This is a genomic window from Pseudomonas sp. PI1, assembly GCF_000812405.1.
Classification (GTDB): Bacteria; Pseudomonadota; Gammaproteobacteria; order Pseudomonadales; family Pseudomonadaceae; genus Pseudomonas; species Pseudomonas citronellolis.
Window position 1 is genome coordinate 72,847 of sequence record NZ_JWMC01000002.1, and the last position, 25,373, is coordinate 98,219.

The 25,373-nt window shown below is 64.3% G+C and carries 20 protein-coding genes and 2 pseudogenes; 5 read left to right on the plus strand and 17 right to left on the minus strand.

Annotated features, from left to right (window positions below):
* Positions 1 to 140: 140 nt before the first annotated feature.
* Positions 141 to 347 carry a hypothetical protein gene (locus RN02_RS32980; protein ID WP_150982226.1) on the minus strand — a complete coding sequence of 69 codons (207 nt, stop codon included), beginning with the start codon at positions 345 to 347 and terminating at the stop codon, positions 141 to 143.
* Positions 348 to 418: 71 nt separating this feature from the next.
* On the opposite strand from RN02_RS32980, the gene RN02_RS32985 reads away from it, so the two are divergent.
* Both RN02_RS32985 and RN02_RS32990 read left to right on the plus strand, forming a co-directional pair.
* Positions 419 to 682, plus strand: coding sequence for a transposase (locus tag RN02_RS32985; protein ID WP_001446199.1), 264 nt, complete (start codon positions 419 to 421; stop codon positions 680 to 682).
* Positions 639 to 791: pseudogene (locus tag RN02_RS32990) on the plus strand (transposase domain-containing protein); the annotation flags it as partial. The gene RN02_RS32985 and the pseudogene RN02_RS32990, both read left to right, overlap by 44 nt.
* Before the next feature lie 290 nt (positions 792 to 1,081).
* Here RN02_RS32990 and RN02_RS31825 read toward each other — a convergent pair.
* The 13 genes and pseudogenes from RN02_RS31825 to RN02_RS00440 all read right to left on the minus strand — a co-directional run.
* A pseudogene (locus tag RN02_RS31825) lies at positions 1,082 to 1,183 on the minus strand (ATP-binding protein); the annotation flags it as partial.
* A 91-nt stretch (positions 1,184 to 1,274) separates the two neighbouring features.
* The gene (locus RN02_RS00385; RefSeq protein ID WP_043312536.1) at positions 1,275 to 2,897 is read right to left on the minus strand and encodes a Tn7-like element transposition protein TnsE; all 1,623 of its coding nucleotides are present in this window, start codon (positions 2,895 to 2,897) and stop codon (positions 1,275 to 1,277) included.
* Positions 2,890 to 4,392 carry a TnsD family Tn7-like transposition protein gene (locus RN02_RS00390; RefSeq protein ID WP_000273849.1) on the minus strand — a complete coding sequence of 501 codons (1,503 nt, stop codon included), beginning with the start codon at positions 4,390 to 4,392 and terminating at the stop codon, positions 2,890 to 2,892. The genes RN02_RS00385 and RN02_RS00390 overlap by 8 nt, the downstream gene beginning before the upstream one ends.
* A gap of 1 nt (position 4,393) precedes the next feature.
* Entirely contained in the window at positions 4,394 to 6,004 is a 1,611-nt protein-coding gene (locus tag RN02_RS00395) for an ATP-binding protein (protein WP_043312538.1), read from the minus strand.
* Positions 5,997 to 8,057, minus strand: a complete 2,061-nt coding sequence (locus RN02_RS00400) for a Mu transposase C-terminal domain-containing protein (protein ID WP_043312573.1) — start codon at positions 8,055 to 8,057, stop codon at positions 5,997 to 5,999. The genes RN02_RS00395 and RN02_RS00400 overlap by 8 nt, the downstream gene beginning before the upstream one ends.
* A gap of 13 nt (positions 8,058 to 8,070) precedes the next feature.
* Complete coding sequence (locus tag RN02_RS00405) at positions 8,071 to 8,898, minus strand: heteromeric transposase endonuclease subunit TnsA (protein WP_000017067.1); 828 nt, start codon at positions 8,896 to 8,898, stop codon at positions 8,071 to 8,073.
* A gap of 165 nt (positions 8,899 to 9,063) precedes the next feature.
* Positions 9,064 to 10,899 (minus strand): glutamine--fructose-6-phosphate transaminase (isomerizing), encoded by a 1,836-nt coding sequence (glmS, locus tag RN02_RS00410; protein ID WP_043312539.1) that lies wholly within the window; start codon positions 10,897 to 10,899, stop codon positions 9,064 to 9,066.
* Between the two features lie 12 nt (positions 10,900 to 10,911).
* Entirely contained in the window at positions 10,912 to 11,682 is a 771-nt protein-coding gene (locus RN02_RS00415) for a DeoR/GlpR family DNA-binding transcription regulator (protein ID WP_009614568.1), read from the minus strand.
* Positions 11,683 to 11,930: 248 nt separating this feature from the next.
* Positions 11,931 to 13,829, minus strand: coding sequence for a GGDEF domain-containing protein (locus RN02_RS00420; RefSeq protein WP_043312540.1), 1,899 nt, complete (start codon positions 13,827 to 13,829; stop codon positions 11,931 to 11,933).
* Positions 13,826 to 14,689 (minus strand): endonuclease/exonuclease/phosphatase family protein, encoded by an 864-nt coding sequence (locus tag RN02_RS00425; RefSeq protein WP_009614566.1) that lies wholly within the window; start codon positions 14,687 to 14,689, stop codon positions 13,826 to 13,828. The genes RN02_RS00420 and RN02_RS00425 overlap by 4 nt, the downstream gene beginning before the upstream one ends.
* A 12-nt stretch (positions 14,690 to 14,701) precedes the next feature.
* Complete coding sequence (gene dsbA / locus RN02_RS00430) at positions 14,702 to 15,343, minus strand: thiol:disulfide interchange protein DsbA (RefSeq protein ID WP_009614565.1); 642 nt, start codon at positions 15,341 to 15,343, stop codon at positions 14,702 to 14,704.
* A gap of 154 nt (positions 15,344 to 15,497) precedes the next feature.
* On the minus strand, positions 15,498 to 16,106 hold the full coding sequence (locus RN02_RS00435; RefSeq protein WP_009614564.1) for a c-type cytochrome: 609 nt from the start codon (positions 16,104 to 16,106) through the stop codon (positions 15,498 to 15,500).
* A gap of 44 nt (positions 16,107 to 16,150) precedes the next feature.
* Positions 16,151 to 16,441, minus strand: a complete 291-nt coding sequence (locus RN02_RS00440) for a c-type cytochrome (RefSeq protein WP_043312541.1) — start codon at positions 16,439 to 16,441, stop codon at positions 16,151 to 16,153.
* Between the two features lie 187 nt (positions 16,442 to 16,628).
* Here RN02_RS00440 and yihA point away from each other — a divergent pair, with 187 nt between their 5' ends.
* Positions 16,629 to 17,288 (plus strand): ribosome biogenesis GTP-binding protein YihA/YsxC, encoded by a 660-nt coding sequence (yihA, locus tag RN02_RS00445; RefSeq protein WP_043270061.1) that lies wholly within the window; start codon positions 16,629 to 16,631, stop codon positions 17,286 to 17,288.
* A gap of 304 nt (positions 17,289 to 17,592) precedes the next feature.
* On the opposite strand, the gene polA is transcribed toward yihA, so the two are convergent.
* On the minus strand, positions 17,593 to 20,331 hold the full coding sequence (polA, locus tag RN02_RS00450) for a DNA polymerase I (RefSeq protein WP_043312542.1): 2,739 nt from the start codon (positions 20,329 to 20,331) through the stop codon (positions 17,593 to 17,595).
* A gap of 74 nt (positions 20,332 to 20,405) precedes the next feature.
* Between polA and RN02_RS00455 the strand changes: the two genes are divergently transcribed.
* A complete protein-coding gene (locus RN02_RS00455; RefSeq protein WP_009614560.1) occupies positions 20,406 to 20,696 on the plus strand; it encodes a DUF2782 domain-containing protein in 291 nt (96 codons plus the stop codon).
* 34 nt (positions 20,697 to 20,730) lie between these two features.
* Positions 20,731 to 21,681, plus strand: a complete 951-nt coding sequence (locus RN02_RS00460; protein WP_043312543.1) for a homoserine kinase — start codon at positions 20,731 to 20,733, stop codon at positions 21,679 to 21,681.
* A gap of 539 nt (positions 21,682 to 22,220) precedes the next feature.
* Here RN02_RS00460 and RN02_RS00465 read toward each other — a convergent pair.
* Together RN02_RS00465 and RN02_RS00470 are read right to left on the minus strand one after the other, a co-directional pair.
* Positions 22,221 to 22,907: a TSCPD domain-containing protein gene (locus RN02_RS00465; protein ID WP_009614556.1), complete on the minus strand. Its 687-nt coding sequence runs from the start codon at positions 22,905 to 22,907 to the stop codon at positions 22,221 to 22,223.
* 17 nt (positions 22,908 to 22,924) lie between these two features.
* Complete coding sequence (locus RN02_RS00470) at positions 22,925 to 25,072, minus strand: adenosylcobalamin-dependent ribonucleoside-diphosphate reductase (protein WP_009614554.1); 2,148 nt, start codon at positions 25,070 to 25,072, stop codon at positions 22,925 to 22,927.
* Positions 25,073 to 25,373: the final 301 nt, after the last annotated feature.

The following is a 25,373-nucleotide window of genomic DNA, read 5'->3' on the forward strand; positions in this document are numbered from 1 at the left end:
AAAAACTCAAGGGTCAATGCACAGCGTTCTGCCGCCCCATTGATGCAGGTCAAATGCTCAGGCAAGGCGCAGCGGGGCGGCCCGATCCGGCCATGGACAGAGCCTAGCTTGGCAGCCTGCGTGTGCCACAGGCGCCTCGATCAAACACCGATCCTCACGTTGTAACCGAGCGCCCGCAGCCCCTTGCTCGTGCGCATGTTCCTTGGCGGAAACTCGTCTGGGCGCGCCCAGCCGACGATTTCCCCGAGGCTGCTCAGGCCAATGTGCGGAATTGCCCAGTCGTCGCTGCGGATCGCGTTCCAGAGTCGGGCCGAAACACTTCCGTTGCCCCAGACAACGTAGTTCAACAGTATCCGTCCGGCCAACACACCTTCCCGACACCGCCGCCGAAGGCCATGGCCCATCAAGCGGATTTTCCATGCCCCCTCAGCGCCGTACCTACAGCAAATCTTTCAAGGCCCAGGTCATTCAGGAGTGTTCTGAACCCGGTGCCTCCATCGCAAACATCGCCTTGGGCTACAGCCTCAATGCCAACCTCGTCCACAAATGGATTCGGCTGCATACCCAGAAAACCACGGCTATCCAGCCAGCGTTCATCCCGTTGCCTTCTCAAATGCTCGGCGCGGGATCGCATGCTCAAGTGCGCTGCTGCGATCATGAGTTTGATCCAGTCGGCCCGTAATAATGGGCACGATCCGTATGCCTATCTCAAGGATGTGCTGACACGGTTGCCGACGCAGCGGGCGAGTGAGATTGCAGAGCTGCTGCCGCATAGGTGGCATCCGGCATAGTCGCGCAAGACGGTTTGCCCGCACGCTTACGTTCAACAGCTCAAGCACCGTCCGCCCTTCGCGGGATCGTTGCCGCCAGAGCCACACGCCGAACTTTTCCACCTTGTCGTCGCCGGCCTGCGGTCAGTCAGGCAAGCCCAGGTGCTCGTTTTCCTGCTTGATCGCGTGGTCTCGGATCGCGTGCACCCGGGAAACGGCATCCACGAACTGCCACCATCTCTTAGCTTGGCGGGGTCAAGCCAGCCGGGATGCCCGGACGGTTACGCTGGTCCGCGCCCAGTTGCAGCACCAAGGTCGGCCGCAGTGATGAAGCGGGTCTTGATGCCGCACTGCGCCGCCCGATAGCGCAGTGCGATGGCCAGATGCGTCTTGCCGACTCCCAAGGGGCCTATATCGCCTTGGCACGGCTCCGGGCAGTTTCGGGGAGGCTGCACGCAGTGCGCGACAAGATGTATCGCAGCCGAACTGCGGTGTATTCTGCAATCAGCCTAGGGCCGCGCGTATCCGCTGCTTCCAGTCGAACACCCGGGCATGGTTGGCCCCAGATGAGCTTTCTTTCGGGTGATGCACAGAGTGCAAAGGCTCACAGTACTTCGCCATGGTGCCTGGCCAACGCAACGAGCCTTTCACTGTCTCCCTCAAGATCCTGTCTATGCATTTTCCTGCCTCAACACCTGCTTTGAAGCCCATGATCCGCGTTGACATGGTCTTCCGGTTGTCTGAGGTATCTATTTCTAGAAGGTAGCGTTGATCGCCGTTTTGCAGCTTGAACCTTGCCAGCAGATAGCAGCGTGATTTTTCGTGATCAATCATGTGGTAGCTGCAACGTGGAACGGGCGGCAGAGGCCTCACTTCCAGTGCTACCAGCGCAACTCCAGACTCTTGGGTGATTTGTTCAAGAATCTCTCGGAGCAGCGAGAAGCGATCTGCAAGCCGTTCATGCTCGTCCCCATCACCCTCTCCCTCACCCAATTGTTGGAATTCTCCTGACGCTATGCTGCCCTCGCTCACAGGATCAGCCACGCCGAAGAGTTGGCTTTCTCTGCTCGGGCATTGCTCGTCGTCGACCTTCTTGCCATGACCGTTGGCACGCTCCCCGTTGTAGGCGATCTTGGTGCGCAGCTGAGCATCAAACGTGACTCCCTCAACGGGCAGATGAATCAACCTCTGCTCCTTGGCAGCATTCGGCTCTTCGTCAGCATCCACCTCCAACTCTTTCGCTCCCGATGGCACGGATACACAGCCTGTGTTCTCTCCCCTGACGGGTAACTTGAGAGCAGGGTGATGGAAAAAAATATCACCGCGATGGCTAAACCGGAGCCCCTGAAGCTTTTCGATCTCCCAGACCAGCAATTCGTTGCTTTCCGGATCAAAGGGGCCTCGCACATCCATGGTGGTACCCGCGAGGGAAGTGGGTGCCTGAAAGTCGAACTGCCACCTGGCATACGCCGACTCTTGCAGTACCCGCTCTTGCCTTTGATTGAGGCTTTGCCAGATTGACTCGAAGGATCGCCTCACATCCTGATTCAGCAGCAGCCAACTGAAATGGTCTCTGTATCCCTTGATTTTGAGAAGCTGACTTGGGGCACCCGTCTTCGGGGGCGTATGGATATGAACAACATCGCCCTCTCTGTAGATCGTGAAGGCCATGTCCAAGCCATTCGGTGCGAAGGCTGCACGAACGATGAAGGCTGCGTGGAAGAACATTTTTCGTGCCAGCTCGAATTTCGGCAGCCAGACGGTCAGACCATCGACCTCGAACACAAAGCATCGCTGTCCAGATATCTCAGGATTTGCAGCAAGCCTTCTGGCCAGACGTGGGCACTCACCCAACTGCCTTTCCCGCCAGGTATCTATTGCAGGAAGCACCACCGTCTTCTTGAAACCACTGGGACGATAAGGAGCCCCTTCTTCGCCAAGAAACTCGCGACCAACGGCCAAGACACACGACATCTCCTGTGCGAACCGCTGCAGCTGCAGCTGACCGTTACGCTCAAAGAGAGCCGCCAACTGCCACTGGGCCGCCGGAGTCTTGGCCCTGAAAAAATTTCCAACGGCCAGCAACCTGGATCCGTTCGGGATCTGACGAAATACTGTCCTATTCAATCCATCTTCCTATCAATCGAATGAACGCAGTGGTCAGTGGTGCCACCCTGCTTTTTTCCAATCCACAACGCTTTTCCAGCTCCCAGCGCCTAGACGTTATGCCTGTCTGTACATCCTTCAGCATCGCTGCAGTCAGGCGACGGATCTGATACTCGCCGACGGACTCGGCATAGCGATCCAGGAAGGTGCAGCAAAGAGGCAATTGATCGAGACGGTGCTCGACTGATGCCCGATGGGGTAGCTGCTGCAGGAACCAGTTGCGACTCCTGCGCGGAAGGCCCAGGTCTTCTTCGCTACCTCTACCAATCCGGATCAGCAGGCGCACCAACCTTATGTCACGCGCTCGCCAGTCGATGTGGCTGTTGTTGCCCTGTCGGCGCTGCCTGACCTGGTTCGCAACCATCAGCCAGTGTCGGTCATGACGATAGAGCCAGGCGTAACATGCCCCTGCTCCGTCTTGCCTGGCTGCCTTGGCTCCACCGTGATTAGCCAGTGCTTGCAGCCAAATGGCTCGGTACTGCTGCTTTTGCTCAAACTCAGCAGGGAGCAGCTGCACTGACCGCTCGGAGGCAAGGTCGACCTGGCGAGTCTTCGCCTCGCTGATCAGCTCGCCAGCATGCTGGCCAGGGCGCAGGCTGGTCCAGACGATCAGATGCTGCAGCGCACTGAATCCCTTGCGATGCTTCCTGAACATCGCCAACAGCCAAGGTGGAGGCTCTCCGGATGTCAGCAGACCGTTCGCAGCAAGCCAATCCCTTTGATGGGATGCCAGGATCTTCTCCCAGATGACTTCAGCCCTGACCTGCCGGCCTCGCCTGGCGCCGCACTCTGTAGCCAGGTACCGGTACAGGTTGGTCCAGCGTCCGTAGCCAGGCGATTGCACCTCTTCGAGCGCCAGCAGCTGCATAGCAGCCTTGGCGAGCCTGATAGCCTCTTCGCCCACGGGACTCACGCGAAGATCACGGGGCAGAAACAGTGGAGAGGCTGTATGAAACTCGTGCCGCTGCGCTCGACGGAACGGGATAGGTGAGTTCAGGAGCTGACAGCCATGCTCGGGACAGGCATCTATCCCTTGAATCTGCCAGCTACGCCGCCAGTAGGGTTCACCGTAGCGCGCAGCCATATCTTCAAAGCAGATCGGGCAGTAACGCAGCCAATCGGGCCACTTGACCAAGGCCGTCGAGGCCCCAGACAGACCAATCGTCGGCCGGTCGGGAGCAAGCATGGCCTGAAAAAGATCGGTACGGCGCTCCGGCGGAATGAAAGGGGCATAGAGCGGGAACAGCGTGTGATTCAGGATCATGCCTTCCGCATCCAAGCCCGTGTTGTTCGCCAACGCAGTCAGGTGTGTGGGCAGATCGGTGATCGCGGCAACCTTGCTGTCACCGAAAAGCATGTGCAGCAAGGTCTTGTGGCTGCCTATCCCCAGATGTACCCGGCACCGGGCAATACCGCTATAAAGCAGTTCGTCCGGGTAGAGCCTGGGGAAGTACATGTCAGCTCGCTCTCAGCAGAGGCCGCAGATCGAGGATCAAGCCAGCCTGCTTGAATCTGTCATAGGCCTCGCTTTCAGGCCCATCGGCATAACGTCGGCGCAGATCCTCCTCGGATAGGCACCCCCACTCCGTCCGCTTAACTCTGGAAATGCCGGGCCTCTTGGGAGCGTCCTGCGCGAGGTAGGCCGTGGCCTTGTGAATCAGGGCCGCCAGCGGGATGTCCGGATTCTCCGCCAACAATTCATCGGCCATGGGAATGGCGATGTCCCTCGGGATTTCCATACCTTCGAGCAGGGCGGCCAACCGCTTTGCCTTGTCATCAGCCGGAGGGGCCGGTGGTTTAGGTTGGGGGACGCTATCCAGAGAGCGAGTCAGGGTCAGCAACCGTCCCTCGATCTCTGGCATCAGCAGGTCGTCATATTTGGCGATCAGCTCGGGCCTACCGCTCCGCAAGGCCGCCAGCATCGGATGGACCGGTTTGAACTCGTCCTCGAAAACCCTGCGCAGCAACAGCGGCTTAATGCACTCGACACCTGTCACTATCGCCCGGATCTGCGCCAGCGCGAACAGCTTGATGACGATGTCCATGACCCCTTGGGTGAGGTCGTACATCGTAGCCTCCAGTTCATCATCCAGCGGCGCCGCATTTCGCAGCCACTGATACTTCCAAAGCCGCTTCAACAGACGCTTCCAATGCTCGTCCCGAGGCAACCTATCCCAGCGGATGCTGCCCAACCCGGAGACCCGCCGAGCAGCCCGGAACGTGCGCTGGAAGAACTTGCTGGCCCGGTGGGTGCCGACCTGAATGATCGGAATACCGATGGTGTTCACCAGCGACACGAAGAAATTGTGCATTTTTTCGGCACCACCGGAGCGTGCCTCGTTGAGGTTCTGAACCTCGTCGATGATCAGCACTCCGAGCGTGTGCAGATTGGCCACCTGGCACATGGATGCCAGCAGACGTTTGGTACCCAGCTTCTTGCGTCCGTGGCTACGGCTGTAGTGGGTACCCAGGATCTTGTCTACTTCGTTGAAGAAGCTCAGGCACAGCTCATCCAAGTCACCGTCAATTGGGCAGTCGATCTTCAGGTAGACCAGTTGGGTGATGTTGTAATCAGGGTGATGGAGAGCTTGGGGGTACATGCCCAGAATCCGCTCCAGCGTGCGCGTCTTGCCGCAACCGGAGCAGCCGAACAGCGACAGGCTGTTGGCCGTAGAGGAGACACTCTGGTACACCGCCGCATCCAGATCCTCCTCCTCGACACGGCGATAGCCATTCTGCAGGTGCGCATACCAGGCACCGCTGGCCGGATTCCGACCGATGTACCCTTGACGGATCATCAGGCTGATCTTGCTCTCCAGCTCCAAGTGATGGCTCAGCGGCTGGAAGAAGCCGTGCAACAGGCGGGCAATCGCATGTGCCCTGAGCCGACCATCCAGAAGCGCCTCCTGCGGCTCGAAACCGGGAAGCTGCTGCAATAGATCGACCACCTCCTGCAGATCAGGAATCGGAGGCAATGCGCTGATGAGCGGATTGTCCTGATACTCGGGAAGCTGCTGCTCCTGGTAACGCGCCAGGGGAATGACTCCGCGCTGGAATTCTTCAGTCATCCTCTTCCTCCTTGAATATCAGGTCACTGAGATCTGGGAAGGCATAATCTTCCTGCTTCTCGCCCCGCAGTGGGATCACCTCGGCTGGCTTTTCCTGCTGTGCTTTATCCGGTTTGAATGCTGTTTTCTGGCGTTCCTGGCGCTTTTCCTGCTGCTTGTTCTCGCGGATCTGGGTTCCCAGATCCTTCGTGGTCATACCCGTTTTGACCGGACTGGCATCCTCTGCCTGGGCAACGATGGACTCGATCTGCTTCAGAAGATTGCCTCTCTCTACCAAAGCTTCCGCCGCCGCGTTGGTATCGCTACGCCGTTCCTCTCTGGACAGCAGCCAGACATCCCAGAAGGTCATCCCCCTGAAGCGTCGACTGCGGTCGGCAAGATCGCAAACCCAGTAGTCCTTGAGACTATTGGACGGCCGCAGGTAGATGTGGTCGGCGCTACGCGGATCGTATGCGACCGTTACCCCTGTCGGCCGGCGCCCCTGGCCTCGGTGAAACCAACCCTCCCTGATTGCTTCCTGGCAGGTGTAGAAGCAGCCGAACAGCCTGATTCCCAGCTCCGAAACCGTGGCCGACTCATGGGGCAAGAGATTTATCCGCACCAGCTCCTCGGGCGCAGTACGTAACCGGCCGGTCAAGTTGGCCAAGCCCCAGTTCCACAGCATGACCGGGATGGCTGGCAGATCGCCCGGCATACCAGAGGTTCTGTCGTATTTGCTCAAGGTATGAAAGTTGTTGTGGTAGAGGATGCCGGCAATGATGATCTGGGTGAACTCGGGCAAGGTCAGACTGGCATCAAGTCTGTAGTCGTGGCCACCCCGCTTCCGGCTGGTGGTGTCCTCGACCACACCGCTGGCATAGGGCTTGAAACGCTCCTGCACCGTCCGGAAATAACGCTCGACGATCCCCTTGGCATCTCCTCGCCTGGCCGGTGCATTCTCGATGCGAACGCCGAAGGCTTGGGAAAATGCTTCCACCTTGGTGCCATTTAGTTCGCCCTTATCGGCCAGCACCACATCCGGCAAGCCTTTGACCGGCCAGTCGCTGGCATCGATCTCCACGCTATACTGGCGGCAATACTCAACCTTGTCGGCGACCGTGTTGGCCAATGCCACCATGGCACTGACCCAGGAAGGTCCCTCGAATCCGACGTACATACCAACGACCATGCGGCTGAACACGTCGATCACCATGTAAACGACAGGCCTGCCGACGATAAGGCTGCGATCATGTTCTGAAACCAGATAGATATCGGCGATGGTGGCATCGATCTGGTAGCGGTATCCGGGCCCCAGTGCCTCGGTCGTCGATGTACTGCTGAGCGGTCGGAAGTCCTTGGCAAAATCCACTGCGGACACCCTGCATGGCAAGGTGTCGGTGAAGTGATATTCGCGCCCATAGAAGTAACGGAACTGCCCCAATGTAGGCAGTTCGGAGGTCGGCAGCTCCGTCAGAACAGCACGGAGCAGATTCAGCCCGGCGGCGTAGGCATCAGGAATGGACGGATGTTTTTCCTTGAGCAAACGTTCCTCGATGACCCGGCGAAAAATGCGCTCGATGTCCGGCGTGACATTGCTCCCTTTCCCCTCCATCACCACTCTGGGCCTGCCCAGCTTGGCCTGGTTCGGCTTTCTGCGCTTGCCACGGGCGCCCGAGTTGACATAGTCCGGCAAGAGGGCATTCCTGCACATGCCTCGCTGCCAGTAGCGCCTCAGTAACCTATACACCGTCTGATTGGTGACACCATGGCGCTCCATGATGCCTCTGACAATGAGCCCTCTGGGGCGCCGCACGAAAAGCTGGGGGTCGTGCACAAAATCCGCCAGCATTCCCCAAGCTTCATCACGCTTCTGCTGATCAAGGGAACCTTCCTCAACCTCCCGTAGGACTGTTTCCTCGAAGGGATCGGCAATGCTCTCCATCTCCCGCTCCATGATCAGACGCTCCAGCTCTACAATCGATATCGGTTCGGGCAACGCCGTGTCCGAATCGATATCGATCCAGATTGCCTGCTCGGTACCGGACCAAAGCAGGCGCTTTCGCAGTTCCCCCATCCGGAACACCTGATTAACGGGCAACACTGCTCAGCTCCTGATGCATTTGATGAGAGTTGGCAACCAGGTCTTTCGGCTTCAGCTCCCGGTAAGGAGTGTCAAGATCGAAAAGGAAACAGTGCCGGGCCAGCAACTGGCGTAGCCAATAGAGCGCCTGACCGGCCTCCAGCTGGCCGGAGGTATCCAGTCCTTGGGCAATAGCGGTCAGCTTCCGGTCTGGGTGACGCTGAAACTCGAGCAGAAACAGCTGCTGGTAATGGGCGAGATCGTCCTGAGCGATGTCGCCTTCAGCATGGGCAGGATAGAGCCATTGGATATTGGCAAATGCCACCTTGGATACCTCGCGCTCCGTGACGATGACCCAGGGAATACCTTTTTCCTGCCAGTAGCGCCTTTCAAGCTCAAGCCTCTCGATAACTTCAGGCTTCTGCAGGTCGGTACTGTACTTGGCCTGAATCGCGATGCTCGGGCGCTGAGGATCTTCGAAATCCACCAGAAAGTCGCTGGTCAGTACCTGCGGGGTACCCTTGTAACAACCGTGGGGCAGGCCAAGCTCCTCGGCGATGCGCACCGTATCTTCGACCCGCATCGGAAACTGTTCACGGATATCGGTGACATGGGGAGACCGATCCAAGGTCAGGAAGATGGCCAGTTCAAGATCGGATAGAAGATGGTGTAAACGCCGGGTCTTGCTGCCAGGCAGGCGGTGGGAGCGACCCAGCGAGGACACGTCCCTGGTGTAGATGAACGGCTTGTAGTCTGATCCCTGGCCTTGGCCACGCCCGTCCTTGAGCCTTCTATCGATCTGGGCCTGGGTCAGCCCCTTGAATGTTCCAGACATGAGAAAGCCTGCCCCCGCTGTGTCGATGACCTCAACATAGCGGATGCAGGCTCAGAATGAAACTTTATTTATACGGATGAAACTTTATTTATACGGATGATACTTTATTTATACGGATGAACCTTTATTTGCATCCCACACCGCCCCACATTCCAACCGCGCGGCTTATTCCACCGTAACCGACTTGGCCAGGTTGCGCGGCTGGTCGACGTCGGTGCCCTTGAGCACGGCCACGTGGTAGGACAGCAGCTGCAGCGGCACGGTGTAGAGGATCGGCGCCAGGCAGTCGTGGATCGGCGGCATGCTCACCACGTGGGTGCCCGGGCCGTTGCCGAGGCCGCTGTTGGCCTCGGCGAAGACGATCAGCTCGCCGCCGCGGGCGCGGACTTCCTGCAGGTTGGACTTGAGCTTCTCCAGCAGCTCGTTGTTCGGCGCCACCGTGACCACCGGCATGTCGGCGTCCACCAGGGCCAGCGGGCCGTGCTTGAGCTCGCCGGCCGGGTAGGCCTCGGCGTGGATGTAGGAGATTTCCTTGAGCTTCAGCGCGCCCTCCATGGCCACCGGGTACTGCGCGCCGCGGCCGAGGAACAGGGTGTGATGCTTCTCGGCGAACAGTTCGCCGACCTTCTCCACCACCTTGTCCATCGCCAGGGCCTCTTCCAGGCGCGTCGGCAGGCGGCGCAGGGCTTCCACCAGCTCGGCCTCGACACCCTCGCCCAGGCGGTTCTGCACCCGGCCGATGGCCAGGGTCAGCAGCAGCAGGGCCACCAGCTGGGTGGTGAAGGCCTTGGTCGAGGCCACGCCGATCTCCGGGCCGGCCAGGGTCAGCAGGGTCATGTCCGACTCGCGCACCAGCGAGCTGGTGGCGACGTTGCAGATCGCCAGGCTGGAGAGGAAGCCCAGCTGCTTGGCGTTGCGCAGCGCGGCCAGGGTGTCGGCGGTCTCGCCGGACTGCGAGATGGTGACGAACAGGGCGTCGGGCTGCACCGCCACCTTGCGGTAGCGGAACTCGCTGGCCACCTCGACCTGACAGGGGATGCCGGTCAGCTCTTCCAGCCAGTAACGCGCCACCAGGCCGGCGTGGTAGCTGGTGCCGCAGGCGACGATCTGCACGTTGCGCACCTTGGCGAACAGCTCGGCGGCGTTCGGCCCGAAGCTCTCCACCAGCACCTGGCCGGAGCCCAGGCGGCCTTCCAGGGTGCGCTGCACCACCTTGGGCTGCTCGTGGATCTCCTTGAGCATGAAGTGGCGGTACTCGCCCTTGTCGGCGGCCTCGGCGCCCTCGTGGTACTGCACCGCCTCGCGCTTCACCGGGCGGCCTTCGGCATCCCACAGCTGCACGCTATCGCGGCGCAGCTCGACGATGTCGCCTTCTTCCAGGTAGATGAAGCGGTCGGTGACCTGGCGCAGGGCCAACTGGTCGGAGGCGAGGAAGTTCTCGCCCAGGCCCAGGCCGACCACCAGCGGGCTGCCGCTGCGGGCGGCGACGATGCGGTCCGGCTGGTCCAGGCTGATCGCCGCCAGGCCGTAGGCGCCGTGCAGCTCCCGGACCGTGGCCTTGAGCGCGGTGCTCAGGTCGCCCAGCTCGCGCAGGCGCAGGTGCAGCAGGTGGACGATGACCTCGGTGTCGGTCTGCGAGCTGAACACGTAGCCCTCGCCCTTGAGGTATTCGCGCAGCTCCTCGTGGTTCTCGATGATGCCGTTGTGCACCACTGCCAGGCGGTCGTGGGAGAAGTGCGGGTGGGCGTTGGCCTCGCTGGGCGCGCCGTGGGTGGCCCAGCGGGTATGGGCGATGCCCAGGAGGCCGGCCAGTGGCTGTTCGGCCAGGGCCTGCTCCAGGCTCGCCACCTTGCCGACGCGGCGGCGGCGCTGCAGTTCGCCGGCGGCGTCCACCAGGGCCAGGCCGGCGCTGTCGTAGCCGCGGTATTCGAGGCGCTTGAGGCCCTCGATCAGGATCGGGGTGACGTTACGTTCGGCAATGGCGCCAACGATTCCACACATGGGGCGTTCTCCTTAGTTCGTGCAGCGCGCGCGTATGACTTTCACGCCGCGCGCCTCGATCTGGGCACAGGCCTCGTCGCTGAGGCGCTCGTCGGTGATCAGGGTCTGGATGCTGCTCCACGGCAGTTCCAGGTTGGGCATGCGCCGCCCGAGCTTGTCGGCCTCGGCCATGACGATCACCTCGCGGGCGACCTCGGCCATCACCCGGCTCAGCCCGAGCAGTTCGTTGAAGGTGGTGGTGCCGCGCGCGGGGTCGAGGCCGGCGGCGCCGATGAACAGCTGGTCGAAATCGTAGGAGCGCAGCACCTGCTCGGCCACCTGGCCCTGGAACGACTCCGAGTGCGGGTCCCAGGTGCCGCCGGTCATCAGCAGCACCGGCTCGCGCTCCAGCTCGCGCAGGGCGTTGGCGACGTTCAGCGAGTTGGTCATCACCACCAGGCCGGGCTTGTGCCCGAGCTCGGGGATCAGCGCGGCGGTGGTGCTGCCGCTGTCGATGATGATCCGCGCGTGCTCGCGGATGCAGGCCGCCGCGGCGCGGGCGATGGCCTGCTTGTAGGGCGACAGCGGCGGGCTCGGCTCGGCCAGCAGCTCCTGCGGCATGGGCACCGCGCCGCCGTAGCGGCGCAGCAGCAGGCCGTTGCTCTCCAGGGCGGCCAGGTCCTTGCGGATGGTCACCTCGGAAGTGGCGAAACGCCGGGCGAGGTCGTCGACGCTGACCTCGCCCTGCTGGTTGAGCAGGGCGAGGATCTCGTGGCGGCGCTGGGGCGTGTTGCGTTTCGACATGAAGGCTTATGTTTCGATTCGAAATTTACAGGTTCGAATCAAAACCCAAGAGCTTTCATTCGTCAAGTTCGGGTGATGGGAGGTTGGGGCGACGCAGGAGCGACTGCCCACCGCACCGGGGCGCTTTTCGTAGGATGGGTTGAGCCTGCGAAACCCATGCCGCCGTGGCGATGGGTATCGCTTCGCTCAACGCCATCCTACGGGGGGTGTGTTTGCCGGCGGGTGCAGGAGCGCCCACGGGCAGCGCCTCAACCCATCTCCAGGCGGTTGCGGCCGCCGCGCTTGGCGCGGTACAGGGCCTGGTCGGCGCGCTCGAAGGCCGCTTCGTTGCGCTCGCCGGCGCGGAACTGGGTGAGGCCCGCGGAGCAGGTGATGACCAGCGGTTCGCCCTTGAAGTGGAAGGGGATGCGTTCCACCGACGTGCGCAGGGCTTCCAGCAGTTGCTGCCCGCCGTCCAGGGGCGTGGAGGGCAGCAGCACGACGAATTCCTCGCCGCCGAAGCGGGCGATGAAGTCGGTCTTGCGCAGGCGCTTGGCCAGCTCGCCGGCGATGATCTTCAGCACCTTGTCGCCGGCCAGGTGGCCGTAGTCGTCGTTGATGCGCTTGAAGTGGTCGACGTCCAGCACCGCCAGCAGCAGTTCGCCGCCGAAGCGCTGCACCCGCGCCACTTCCAGTTCCAGGCGCTCGCTCAGGGCGGCGCGGTTGGGCAGGCCGGTGAGGGGGTCGGTCAGGGCCTTCTGCCGCTGGTCCTCGATGCTGGCCTGGAAGCTGCGCGCCTCTTCCTCCATCGAGGAAACCCGCGCCACCAGCGCCTGCAGGCGCTCCCCGGCCTCGCGCTCGCGGGCCTCGCGTTCCTGTCGGTGCCGCTCGATGCTGCCGAGCAGGCCTTCCAGGCGCTCATCCACCGAGCGCCGGAGGCTGTCCAGGTCGGTGGCCTGCTGCACACTGTTCTGCAGGCCGCTGACCTGGTCGCGCAGTTCATCGTCCAGGCGCCGCGCGCTGTCGGACACGGCGTCCTGGCCCTGCTGCACCGCGCCGAGGCTGTCGAGGAAGGTGCTCAGGCGGTCGTTGAGCTGGTGCAGGTAGCCTTCGAAGGCCGCCTGGCCGCTGTCGTTGAGGGCCAGCACCAGCACCGCCAGGTCGTCCAGCACCGGCACCAGTTCGTACCAGTTCAGGCTGCCGTTGATGCGCTCGCGCAGGGCCTGGGCCTGTGGGCGGTAGGTAGCCGGCAGCTGCAGTTGGTCGAGCAGGTTCAGCAGGCTGGCTTCGATGTGCGGCGCCACCGCGCTGTAGCCGGGCTCGGGCATCGGCGGCAGGGCGTAGTGCTGCTCGCCCTCGCCGTCCAGCAGCACCGGGCGCGGCGCGCTGGGGATGAGGTCGGCGGGCAGCGGCAGGCTGTCCAGCAGGGCGGCGGACGGCGCGGGTGACGGCAGCGGTTCGGGATCGGCTTGCACCGCCACGGCGGCGGCCTGCTGCGGGATGGCCGGGGGTTCTTCGTCCGCGACGGCTACGCCAGCCTCGGCGACCGCGGCGGCCTCGGCCCTGGCCGGCGCCGCCGGCGTCTCGCTGGCCGGCGCGCCGTTGCTGGCGGGCGCGGGCTGGGCGGGGCCGTCCTCGCCGTCTTCGCGGCCGCCGAACAGGCGCTGCAGCAGGCCGGGACGCGGCGCCTCGGCGTCGGAAAGCTGTTCCAGCACGCGCCGCTGCAGGTTGCCCAGCTCGCCGAGCAGCACCGGCAGCTCGCGGGACTGGCTGGCGCGCGCCTCCAGGTCGCGGGCGAACAGTTTCAGCGGCAGGCGCACGTCCCGCGGCAGGTCGAGGTTCAGCAGCTGCTGGGCGATCTGCTGCAGCGCCGTGATGTTCTGGCGGATACGCTGCTGGCGGCGCTGTTCGGAGTCCAGCACGGTCTTTTCCAGGCGCGGGATCAGCCGCGCCAGGCCCGCGTCAATATCGTTGCGGCGCAGCAGCTCGCGCAGCTCCTGCATGCACTGGTCGACCGCCTTGTCGCTGCCCTCGGCAGCCAGGCTGCTGCGCACCAGGCCGCGGCGCAGCAGGTCGACGCGCACCTCCCAGCGGCGCTCCAGGCGCTCCTGCTGGTCGATGTTGGCGAGGTACTTTTCCTTCCAGCGCTGGTTGTCGTCGCGGCTCATCGAGCGTCCTTGAGAGAAAGCGCGGAATCTTGTCGGCAGCCGTCGGGCAGGCGGATCTCCACGGACACCGGCAGGTGGTCGGAGATCGGCTCCGGCAGCACGCTGACCCGCTCCAGGGTCAGCCCGGGGCTGAGCAGGATGTGGTCCAGGCAGCGCTGCGGGCGCCAGCTGGGAAAGGTCGCCTGGACCTGCGGGGCGATCAGCCCGAGATCGCGCAGCGGCGAAGTCTCCAGCAGGTCGCTGGCGTGGGTGTTCATGTCGCCCATCAGCACCTGGTGGCGGTAGTTCTGCAGCAGCTCGCGGATGTAGGCGAGCTGGCGGGTGCGGGTGCGCGGGCCCAGGGCCAGGTGCATCATCACCACGGCCAGGGCGTTGTCGCCCTCGCCGAAGCGCATGAGGATCGCCCCGCGGCCGGGCGGGCCGGGGAGCGGGTGGTCTTCCAGCAGGGTCGGGCGCAGGCGGCTGAGCAGGCCGTTGCTGTGCTGGGCGATGCGCCCGAGGTTGCGGTTGAGCTGCTGGTACCAGTAGGGGAAGGCGCCGAGCTGGGCCAGGTGCTCGACCTGGTTGACGTAGCCGGAGCGCAAGCTGCCGCCGTCGGCCTCCTGCAGGGCCACCAGGTCATAACCGGACAGCAGGTCGCCGATGCGCTGCAGGTTGCCGGCGCGCCCGGCGGCGGGCAGCAGGTGCTGCCAGCCGCGGGTCAGGTAGTGGCGGTAGCGTTCGGTGCTGATGCCCACCTGGATGTTGAAGCTGAGCAGGCGCAGGCGGCCATCGGCGGGATAGCCGGATTCCGCGGCCTGCGGGTTGACCTGCGCGGGGCGGGATGCGACCACCCGCTGCTGGCGGAGCCTGCTCAGCATGGCTGGGTTACCTCACTGGGCGGCCTTGGCGGCGTCGCGTTCCTTGGCGATCAGGAAGTCGGCCAGCTCCAGGGCCTTCTCCGGGCCACCGGCCGAGCCGATGTCGAAGCGGTACTTGCCGTTGACCACCATGGTCGGTACGCCGCTGATCTGGTAGGCCATGGCCAGTTTCTTGTCCTTCTCGATCTGGCCCTTGATGGCGAACGAGTCGAAGGTGCTGAGGAACTTGTCCTTGTCCACGCCCAGCGGGGCGAGGAAGTCGGCCATCTCTTCCGGGGTGGCCAGTTTCTTGCCTTCCTTGTGGATGGCCTCGAACACGGCGGTGTGCACCTTGTGCTCCACGCCCATGGCTTCCAGGGTCAGGAACAGCTGGCCGTGGACGTTCCAGATGCCGCCGAACATGGCCGGGATGCGGACGAAATGCACGTCGGCCGGCAGTTTCCCGATCCACGGGTTGATGGTCGGTTCGAAGGCGTAGCAATGCGGGCAGCCGTACCAGAACAGCTCCACCACCTCGATCTTGCCGGGCTGGGACACCGGAACAGGGGTGCTCAGCTCGGTGTACTGCTTGCCGGATTCGAACTCGGCGGCTTGCGCGCTGAGACCGAACAGGCCGGCGAAGGCCAGTACGGCGGTGAAAATCAGGTTACGCATGGTTCACTCCTTGGCTGGATCGGGGGCGCCGCGGCGCGGCGGTGATTGGACTGGGGAGGCCGGCGGCGGTTCCAGGCATTGTAGTGGCGGCGGATACGAAAAAGGGTGGCCGAAGCCACCCTTTTTTTTCAAGCCGTGCCGCGGGGCGAAGGCCTCAGTGCAGGCCTTCGATGTAGCTGGAGACGGCGGCGATGTCCTTGTTGGACAGCTTGGCGGCGATGCTGCGCATGATCATGCTGTCGCCGTCGTTGGTGCGCTCGCCTTCGCGGAAGGCGGTCAGCTGCTTGGCCACGTAGGCCGCGTGCTGGCCACCCAGGTGCGGGAAGGCGGCCGGCTCGTTACCCACGCCGTCGGGCGAGTGGCAGCCGGTGCAGGCGGGCATGCCCTCGGCGAGCTTGCCGCCGCGGTACAGGGCCTCGCCGGCGGAGACCAGCTTGGGATCGGCGGCGCCGACGCTCATCTTCTGGCTGGAGAAGTAGGCGGCGATGTCGGCCAGGTCCTGGTCGCTGAGGTTGGTCAGCAGGCCGGTCATCTCCAGAACGGTGCGCTTGCCGTCCTTGATGTCATGCATCTGCTTGAGCAGGTATTTGTCGCCCTGGCCCGCCAGTTTCGGGAAGTTCGGCGCCATGCTGTTGCCATCGGCACCATGGCAGGCGCCGCACACGGCGGCCTTCGCCTGGCCGGCCTTGGCATCGCCGACTTCGGCGTGGGCCATGGCGGTCAGTCCCAGGGTCAAGAGCAGACTCACGATTATTTTGTTCATCAGCTAATCCATTACGGCTAATAGGTGAAAGAGAAAAGCCCGGGTTACTTGGACATCCACTGGATGATTGCCTTGTAGTCCTCGGTGTTGCAGTCGGTGCACAGGCCACGCGGGGGCATGGCGTTGAAACCGTTGGTGACGTGCTGCACCAGCGTATCCATGCCTTTGTCCAGGCGCGGTTTCCAGGCTGCGGCGTCGCCCTTCTTCGGGGCCATCGGCAACTGGCCAGCATGACAGGCGCCACAGGCCCGGTTGAATACCGCTTCCGGGTCCTGGGCGGCCTGCACGCTGCTAGCCATCGCGGCGGCTACGGCTGCGAACAGCAGTTTCTTCATGATCGTCCTCATCGGGAGGGAACGTCCGCGTTCTATTGCGCGGCCGGTTGATTATCGCGTTCCCGTGGCGCCCGACCCTGGGGGATAAAGCGCACACAAAATCCGCGGCATTATATACTTCGCCTGCCTGTTCGAAAACGAGACCGGCCCCCGCGACACCGAGTCGCACCCCGCCGCGGAAGCCCCCATGCCCCCCAAGAGCCCTGCCAAGAACCCCATCCTCAGCCTTTGCCAGCAGGCAACCTTCCTCATCAGCGCGGCCAAGGTCGAGCAGTGCCCGGAAGACAGCGGCCGCGAAGTCGCCTTCGCCGGCCGTTCCAACGCTGGTAAGTCTAGCGCGCTAAATGCACTCACCCATGCCAATCTGGCGCGCACCTCGAAAACCCCCGGGCGCACCCAGTTGCTGAACTTCTTCCGCCTGGACGACGAGCGCCGCCTGGTCGACCTGCCCGGCTACGGCTACGCCAAGGTGCCGATCCCGCTGAAGCTGCACTGGCAGCAGCACCTGGAAGCCTACCTGAGCAGCCGCGAGTCGCTGGCCGGGGTGGTGCTGATGATGGACATCCGCCACCCACTGACCGAATTCGACCGCCTGATGCTCGACTGGGCCCAGGCCAGCCGGCTGCCGATCCACGTGCTGCTGACCAAGGCCGACAAGCTGGCCTTCGGCGCGGCGAAGAACGCGTTGCTCAAGGTGCGCCGCGAAATCCAGCAGGGCTGGGGCGACGTCGCCAGCGTGCAATTGTTCTCGGCGCCCAAGCGCGAGGGAGTGGAGGAGGCGCAACAGGTCCTGGCGGCCTGGCTGGGCCTGCTGGAAGAGGACGGGGAGGAGGCCGAACAGGCCTGAAGGCCTGGCGTAGAGGGTGCCGGCCGGCCGCCGGCACTTTTTCGCGGGCAAAAAAAAACCCCGAGCTTCGTATGGGGAGGGGGAAGTTCGGGGTTTAAGTCCGGACCGCTAGGGCGGGGTCCAGGATTCTGCCAACACTAAACACTGCAAAGGAGCATCGAAGGGCTTCTCCAGCCATTCACGAGTTCTGACCCGGGCTGCGGCGGGAAAGTTCAGTGGTGGCTGAAAAAATTTTCCCGAGGCCCTTTTCAGGGTTTCCTGAGGCGCCCCGCAGAGCCCGTCACCCGGGCCCTGCGACCGTTCGTCAGTGGGCTTCGTCCCAGTTCGAACCGCTGCCGGTTTCGACGATGAGCGGTACCGCCAGCTGCGCCGCCTTGCCCATCAGGTCGCGCAGTTTCGCCGACACCTCCTCGACCAGGTCCTCGCGCACTTCCAGCACCAGTTCGTCGTGTACCTGGAGGATGACCCGGGCGTCGATGCCGCTGGCCTGCAGCCAGTCGTCCACGGCGACCATGGCGAGCTTCATGATGTCCGCCGCGGTGCCCTGCATGGGCGCGTTGATCGCGGTGCGCTCGGCGGCCTTGCGCATGGCGGCGTTCTTCGAGCCGATTTCCGGCAGGTACAGGCGGCGGCCATAGAGCGTCTCGACGTAGCCCTGCTCGGCGGCCTGGGCGCGGGTGCGCTCCATGTAGGCCAGCACCCCGGGGTAGCGGGCGAAGTAGCGGTCGATGTAGGCCTGGGCCTCCTTGCGCTCGACGCCGATCTGCTTGGCCAGGCCGAAGGCGCTCATGCCGTAGATCAGCCCGAAGTTGATGGCCTTGGCGCGGCGGCGCTGCTCGGGCGTGACCTCGTCCAGCGGCAGGCCGAAGACCTCGGCGGCGGTGGCGCGGTGCACGTCGCGGTCGTGGCGGAAGGCGTCCAGCAGGCCTTCGTCCTGGGCCAGGTGGGCCATGATGCGCAGTTCTATCTGCGAATAGTCGGCCGACAGCAGCCGGCAGCCCGCGGGGGCGACGAAGGCCTGGCGGATGCGCCGGCCCTCGGCGGTGCGGATCGGGATGTTCTGCAGGTTCGGGTCGGTGGAGGAGAGCCGCCCGGTGGCCGCCACCGCCTGGTGGTAGCTGGTGTGGATGCGCCCGGTGCGCGGGTTGATCTGCTCCGGCAGCTTGTCGGTGTAGGTGCTCTTGAGCTTGCTCAGGGAGCGGTACTGCATGATCACCTTGGGCAGCTCGTAGTCCTGCTCGGCCAGGTCGGCGAGGACGTTCTCGGCGGTGGACGGCTGGCCGGTGGCGGTCTTGGCGAGCACCGGCAGGCCGAGCTTCTCGTAGAGGATGGCGCCGAGCTGCTTGGGCGAGCCGAGGTTGAACTCCTGGCCGGCCAGTTCGAAGGACTTGCGCTCCAGTTCGACCATTTTCTCTCCCAGTTCGCGGCTCTGCAGCCCCAGGAGGTTGGCGTCGACCAGCGCGCCGTTGCGCTCGATGCGCGCCAGCACCGGCACCAGCGGCATCTCGATGTCGGTGAGGACCTTGGCCAGCGACGGGATGGCCTGCAGCTTCTCCCACAGGGCCTGGTGCAGACGCAGGGTCACGTCGGCGTCCTCGGCGGCGTAGGGGCCGGCCTGCTCCAGGGCGATCTGGTCGAAGGTCAGCTGCTTGGCGCCCTTGCCGGCGATGTCCTCGAAGCGGATGGTGCTGTGGCCCAGGTACTTCAGCGCCAGGCTGTCCATGTCGTGGCGGGTGGCGGTGGAGTTGAGCACGTAGGATTCGAGCATGGTGTCGAAGGCCACGCCGCGCACCTCGATGGGCGTGCTGGCGTTGGCCAGGACGTTGATGTCGTACTTGGCGTGCTGGCCGACCTTGGCCTTGTTCGGGTCTTCCAGCAGCGGCTTGAGGGCCTTGAGCACGGCGTCGCGGTCCAGCTGCTGGGGCACGCCCATGTAGCTGTGGGCCAGGGGCACGTAGGCGGCCTCGCCCGGCTCGACGGCGAAGGACACGCCCACCACCTGCGCCTGCTGGGCGTCGATGCTGGTGGTCTCGGTGTCAAAGGCGATCAGCTCGGCGGCTTGCAGCTTCTGCAGCCAGGCATCGAAGGCGGCCTGCTCCAGCACGGTTTCGTAGCGCGAGTTCTGGGCCGGGGCGCTCTCGGCGGGGCTTTCGCCGGCTTCCTTGGCCTCGCGCAGCAGATCGTCCAGCCAGTTCTTGAACTCCAGCTGGCGGTACAGCTCGATCAGCGCGTCGCGGTCCGGCTCGCCCGGATGCAGCGCGTCCAGCTCGATGTCCAGCGCCACGTCGGTCTTGATGGTGGCCAGCTGGTAGGACAGGTAGGCCTGCTCGCGGTTTTCCTCGAGCTTGGCCGGCAGGCCCTTGGCGCCGCGGATCGGCAGCTCGGGCACCTTGTTCAGGCTGGCGTAGAGCACGTCGAGGCCGCCGCCGACGCCGGTGAGCAGGCCCAGCGCGGTCTTCTCGCCGACCCCGGGCACGCCGGGGATGTTGTCGACCTTGTCGCCCATCAGCGCCAGGTAGTCGATGATCAGCTCAGGACCGACGCCGAATTTCTCTTTAACGCCATCCACGTCCAGCGTGCTACCGGTCATGGTGTTGACCAGCGTAATGTGCCCGTCGACCAATTGGGCCATGTCCTTGTCGCCGGTGGAGATCACCACCGGGCGCTGCGCCGCGGCGCTGCTGCGGGCCAGGGTGCCGATCACGTCGTCGGCCTCCACCCCTTCCACGCACAGCAGCGGCAGGCCCAGCGCGCGCACCGCCGCGTGCAGCGGCTCGATCTGCACCCGCAGCTCGTCCGGCATCGGCGGACGGTGCGACTTGTACTCGGCGAACAGCTCGTCGCGGAAGGTCGGGCCCTTGGCGTCGAAGACCACCGCGAAGGGGCTGTCCGGGTACTGCTTGCGCAGGCTCTTGAGCATGTTCAGCACCCCCTTCACCGCGCCCGTGGGCATGCCGGTGGAGGTGGTCAGCGGCGGCAGGGCATGGAAGGCGCGGTACAGGTAGGAAGAGCCGTCCACGAGGACGAGGGGTGCTTGACTCATGAGTGGAATCAACCTTTTCCGGAGGCCAGGGGCTAGAATGACCCCAGCCGAATCGACAAAGGAACAAGGTTATCATGCGCAGTCGCAAACGCTGGTTGCTCGCCGCCCTGCTGGCCGTATCCCCCCTGGTCGCCATGGCGGTGGACGAGGAAGCGCCGACGCCCGAACCGGATGTGACCATCCGCCAGGAGGGCGACAAGACCATCCAGGAATACCGGGTCAACGGCTTCCTCTACGCCATCAAGGTCACGCCCAAGCATGGCAAGCCGTACTTCCTGGTGCGCCAGGACGGCAGCGATGGCAATTTCATCCGTTCCGACCAGCCGGACAAGCTGATCCCGCAGTGGCAGATCTTCAGCTGGTAAACCTTCAACCCCATGGCGCTCACGAGGCCTGAGCATGTCGGTATTCACCCCTCTTGAGCGTTCCACCCTGGAAAGCTTCCTCGCTCCCTACGGACTGGGGCGCCTGCACGAGTTCCGCGGCATCCCCGAGGGCTCGGAGAACAGCAACTTCTTCGTCAGCCTGGAGCGCGGCGAATTCGTCCTGACCCTGGTCGAGCGCGGCCCGGTGCAGGACCTGCCGTTCTTCGTCGAACTGCTCGACGTGCTCCACGAGGCCGACCTGCCGGTGCCCTACGCCCTGCGCACCGAAACCGGCGAGGCCCTGCGCCAGCTGGAGGGCAAGCCGGCGCTGCTGCAGCCGCGCCTGCCCGGCCGCCACGAGCGCCAGCCCAACGCCCACCATTGCGGCGAGGTCGGCGCCCTGCTGGCGCGCCTGCACCTGGCCACCCGTGGGCGCATCATCGAACGCCCCAGCGACCGCGGCCTGAGCTGGATGCTGCACCAGGGCGAGAACCTCGCCTCGCACCTGGCCCCGGCCCCGCGCGAACTGCTGGAAAACGCCCTGGAGGAAATCGCCCGACTGCTCGCCGAACAGCCCGAGCTGCCGCGCGCCAACCTGCACGCCGACCTGTTCCGCGACAACGTGCTGTTCGACGGCCCGCACCTGGCCGGGGTGATCGACTTCTACAACGCCTGTTCGGGCTGGATGCTCTACGACCTGGCGATCACCCTGAACGACTGGTGCTCTCACGAAGACGGCGAACTCGACGGCCCCCGCGCCCGCGCGCTGCTGGCCGCCTACGCCAGCCGCCGGCCATTCACCGCCCTGGAAGCCGAGCTGTGGCCGGAAATGCTGCGCGTGGCCTGCGTGCGCTTCTGGCTGTCGCGCCTGATCGCCGCCGAGGCCTTCGCCGGGCAGGACGTGCTGATCCACGACCCGGGCGAGTTCGAACGGCGCCTGGCGAAGCGGCAGAAGGTGGACATTCATTTGCCGTTTGCGTTGTAGGGCCGCCGCCGGACGGTACGGTTTTGTGTAGGAGCGGATTTATCCGCGATTTCCGCCGGCAGGGTCGGCGTATGTACGCTATCGCGGACGGAGTCCGCTCCTACGTCCGTGCGTCCCAGGGGCCTCGATGCCCACTTGTAGGAGCGCGCCCTGCGCGCGATCGCGGGATGACGCCCCACGGTTCTGCAGGATGGCACGGCTTTTCGTAGGAGCGAGCTTGCTCGCGAATGGCTTCTCTGCAGGGCTTGGTTCGCGAGCAAGCTCGCTCCTACAGGGGTGTACTGGTGCGACGCATGCTCTTATGGAGTGAAGATCCAATCTTGAGCAGACATCCCTGTCGTTGCTCCGCTGCCCAAGTTCAGCCCCGGCCCGACCATCCTTGGCCGGTCGTTCGCCGGCGCGACGCATGCTCTTATGGAGTGAAGATCCGATCTTGAGCAGACATCCCTGTCGATACTCCTCTGCCCAAGTTCAACCCCGGCCCGGCCATCCTTGGCCGGTCGTTCGCCGGCGCGACGCATGCGTCGCGTAGCGCCGGCTCACCCACATTTCGAATACCCGCAATTCAGACAGGTCGCGCAGCCGTCCATCTGCACCACCGCCATGGTGCTGCACTTGCCGCACAGCTGGGCGCCGGCGGGGAAGCCTTCGCCGGGTTCGGCCTTGTTGGTGCCCTGGGCCGCTTCGTAGGCCGCGCGTTTTTCCGCCAGGTACAGACGTTGTTCCTCGTCGATCTGCGGGCCCTGCATCAGGCCGATGGCTACCAGGTGGCGCTCCACCACCGCGCCTATCTCGGCGACGATGGAGGGCATGTAGATGCCGCCGCGCTTGAGATAGCCGCCGCGCGGGTCGAACACCGCCTTCATTTCCTCCACCAGGAAGGTGCAGTCGCCGCCCTTGCGGAACACTGCCGACATGATGCGGGTGAGGGCGACTATCCACTGGAAGTGGTCCATGTTCTTCGAGTTGATGAATATCTCGAAGGGCCGGCGCTGCTCGTAGGGCGTGTCGGGGTTGAGCACCATGTCGTTGATGGTCACGTAGAGCGCGTGCTCGAACAGCGGCGACTTGATCTTGTAGGTGGCGCCCACCAGGATCTCCGGGCGCTGCAGGGTTTCGTCCATCTTCACCACGGCCGCCGCCGCGGCAGCCTCGGCGCGGGCCTTTTCCTCGGCGACGTCGACCACTTCGAAGCTGCGGATCTTCTGGTTGATTTTCACTGGCATGGGATTCCTCCGCGGCTTCAGAACTTGCCGTAGTAGCCTTCTTTCAAGGCATCGAACAGGTTGGCGGCGGTGTGGGTCTCGCCGTCGTACTCCACTTCCTCGTTGCCCTTGAGTTCCACCGTGCTGCCGTCTTCCAGCTCGAAGCGGTAGAGGGTCTTCTCCAGGTCCGAGTCCTTGACCAGCACGCCCTGGAAGGCGGCCGGGTTGAAGCGGAAGGTGGTGCAGCCCTTCAGGCCCTGGCGCCAGGCATAGAGGTAGATGTCCTTGAAGTCCTCGAAGGGGTAGTCGGTGGGCACGTTGGCGGTCTTGGAGATCGACGAGTCGATCCAGCGCTGCGCCGCCGCCTGGATGTCCACGTGCTGCTGCGGGGTGATGTCGTCGGCGGTGACGAAGTACTCCGGCAGGCGGTGCTTGCCGTCCTCGGCGTCGGGCACGGCCTTGGCGTCGACCTTGGCGCGGTAGGCCAGCAGTTCGTAGCTGAACACCGAGATCTTCTCCTTGGTCTTGCGCCCGGCGCGGATCAGGTTGCGCGAGTAGTGGTGGGCGAAGCTCGGCTCGATGCCGTTGGAGGCGTTGTTGGCCAGGCTCAGGCTGATGGTGCCGGTGGGCGCGATGGAGCTGTGGTGGGTGAAGCGCGCGCCGTGGCGGGCCAGGGCCTCGACCAGCTGCGGCGCGTGCTCGGCGATGCGCTGCATGTAGCGCGAATACTTGGCGTGGAGGACGCGCCCGGGCACGCGGTCGCCCACTTTCAGGCCGTCGGCGGCCATTTCCGGGCGCTTGCGCAGCATTTCCGCGGTCACTTCGTAGTCCTGCGCCAGCACCGGCGCCGGGCCTTTCTCCAGGGCCAGGTCGAGGGCCACTTCCCAGCCCACCAGGGCCATTTCGCGCGCCACTTCCTCGGTGAACACGCAGGCCTCGGGGCTGCCGTAGCGCAGCTTGAGCATGGTCAGCGTCGAGCCCAGGCCAAGGAAGCCCATGCCGTGGCGGCGCTTGCCGAGGATTTCCTCGCGCTGCTGCGCCAGCGGCAGGCCGTTGACCTCCACCACGTTGTCGAGCATGCGGGTGAACACCCGCACCACCTCGCGGTAGCGCTCCCAGTCGAAGTGCGGCTCCTCGCCGAAGGGGTCGACGACGAAGCCGGTGAGGTTCACCGAGCCCAGCAGGCAGGAGCCATAGGGCGGCAGCGGCTGCTCGCCGCAGGGGTTGGTGGCGCGGATGGCCTCGCACCACCAGTTGTTGTTCAGCTCGTTGACGCGGTCGATGAGGATGAAGCCCGGCTCGGCGTAGTCGTAGGTGGAGACCATGATCATGTCCCACAGGTGCCGCGCCTTGACGCGCCCGTAGACCTTGCAGGCGACGCGGCCGTCCTCGCCGACCAGGTATTCGTCGTGGATCGGCCAGTCGCGCCAGAGCACCTGGGCCGGGTCGTCCAGGTCGACCTCGTCGCGCTCCTTGTGGTGCACCGGGAACAGCAGCGGCCAGTCGGCGTCGGCCTGCACCGCCTGCATGAAGTCGTCGGTGATCAGCAGGCTGAGGTTGAACTGGCGCAGCCGGCCGTCCTCGCGCTTGGCGCGAATGAACTCGCGCACGTCCGGGTGGGCGACGTCGAAGGTGCCCATCTGCGCGCCGCGGCGGCCGCCGGCGGAGCTGACGGTGAAGCACATCTTGTCGAAGATATCCATGAACGACAGCGGCCCGCTGGTGTGCGCGCCGGCGCCGGACACGTAGGCGCCGCGCGGGCGCAGGGTGCTGAACTCGTAGCCGATGCCGCAGCCGGCCTTGAGCGTCAGGCCGGCCTCGTGGACCTTCTGCAGGATGTCGTCCATGGAGTCGTGGATGATCCCGGAGACGGTGCAGTTGATGGTCGAGGTGGCCGGCTTGTGCCCCTGGGCGCCGGCGTTGGAGATGATCCGCCCGGCCGGGATGGCGCCATGGCGCAGGGCCCAGAGGAAGCGCTCGTACCAGTGCTCGCGGGTCGCCGCGTCCGGCTCGACGTCGGCCAGGGCGCGGGCCACCCGCTGCCAGGTCTCGTCGACGCTGGCGTCGATGGGCGTGCCGTCCTTCTGCTTGAGCCGGTACTTGCTGTCCCAGATGTCCTGGGACGCCGGCTGCAGTTCGAGTGCCGCCTGGTCTGTGCCCTGCGGGCGAGCATCGGTCTTGGCCATCCGCTGAAGATCCTCCCGTTGGTGCGCGGCCGGCTTGGGGCAGACCGCAATATCTAGTTATCCAGTAAATACACGAAACTACATATTGTGTATTTAGTCCAGCCGGAGACTCTAGTACCCGGAAGAGGTATTTGCCTATGAGGCGATGGGACGCAGGGGGAAAGTGTAGGTGAGCGGGGGCGGGAGGGAGGGGTTGGGGTGGGGGCAAGAGCCTAAGAGCCCAAGAGCGCAAGAGCGCCCTCTCCCTAACCCTCTCCCTGAAGGGAGAGGGGACCGTTGGGCAGAGTCGGAGATATAGGAG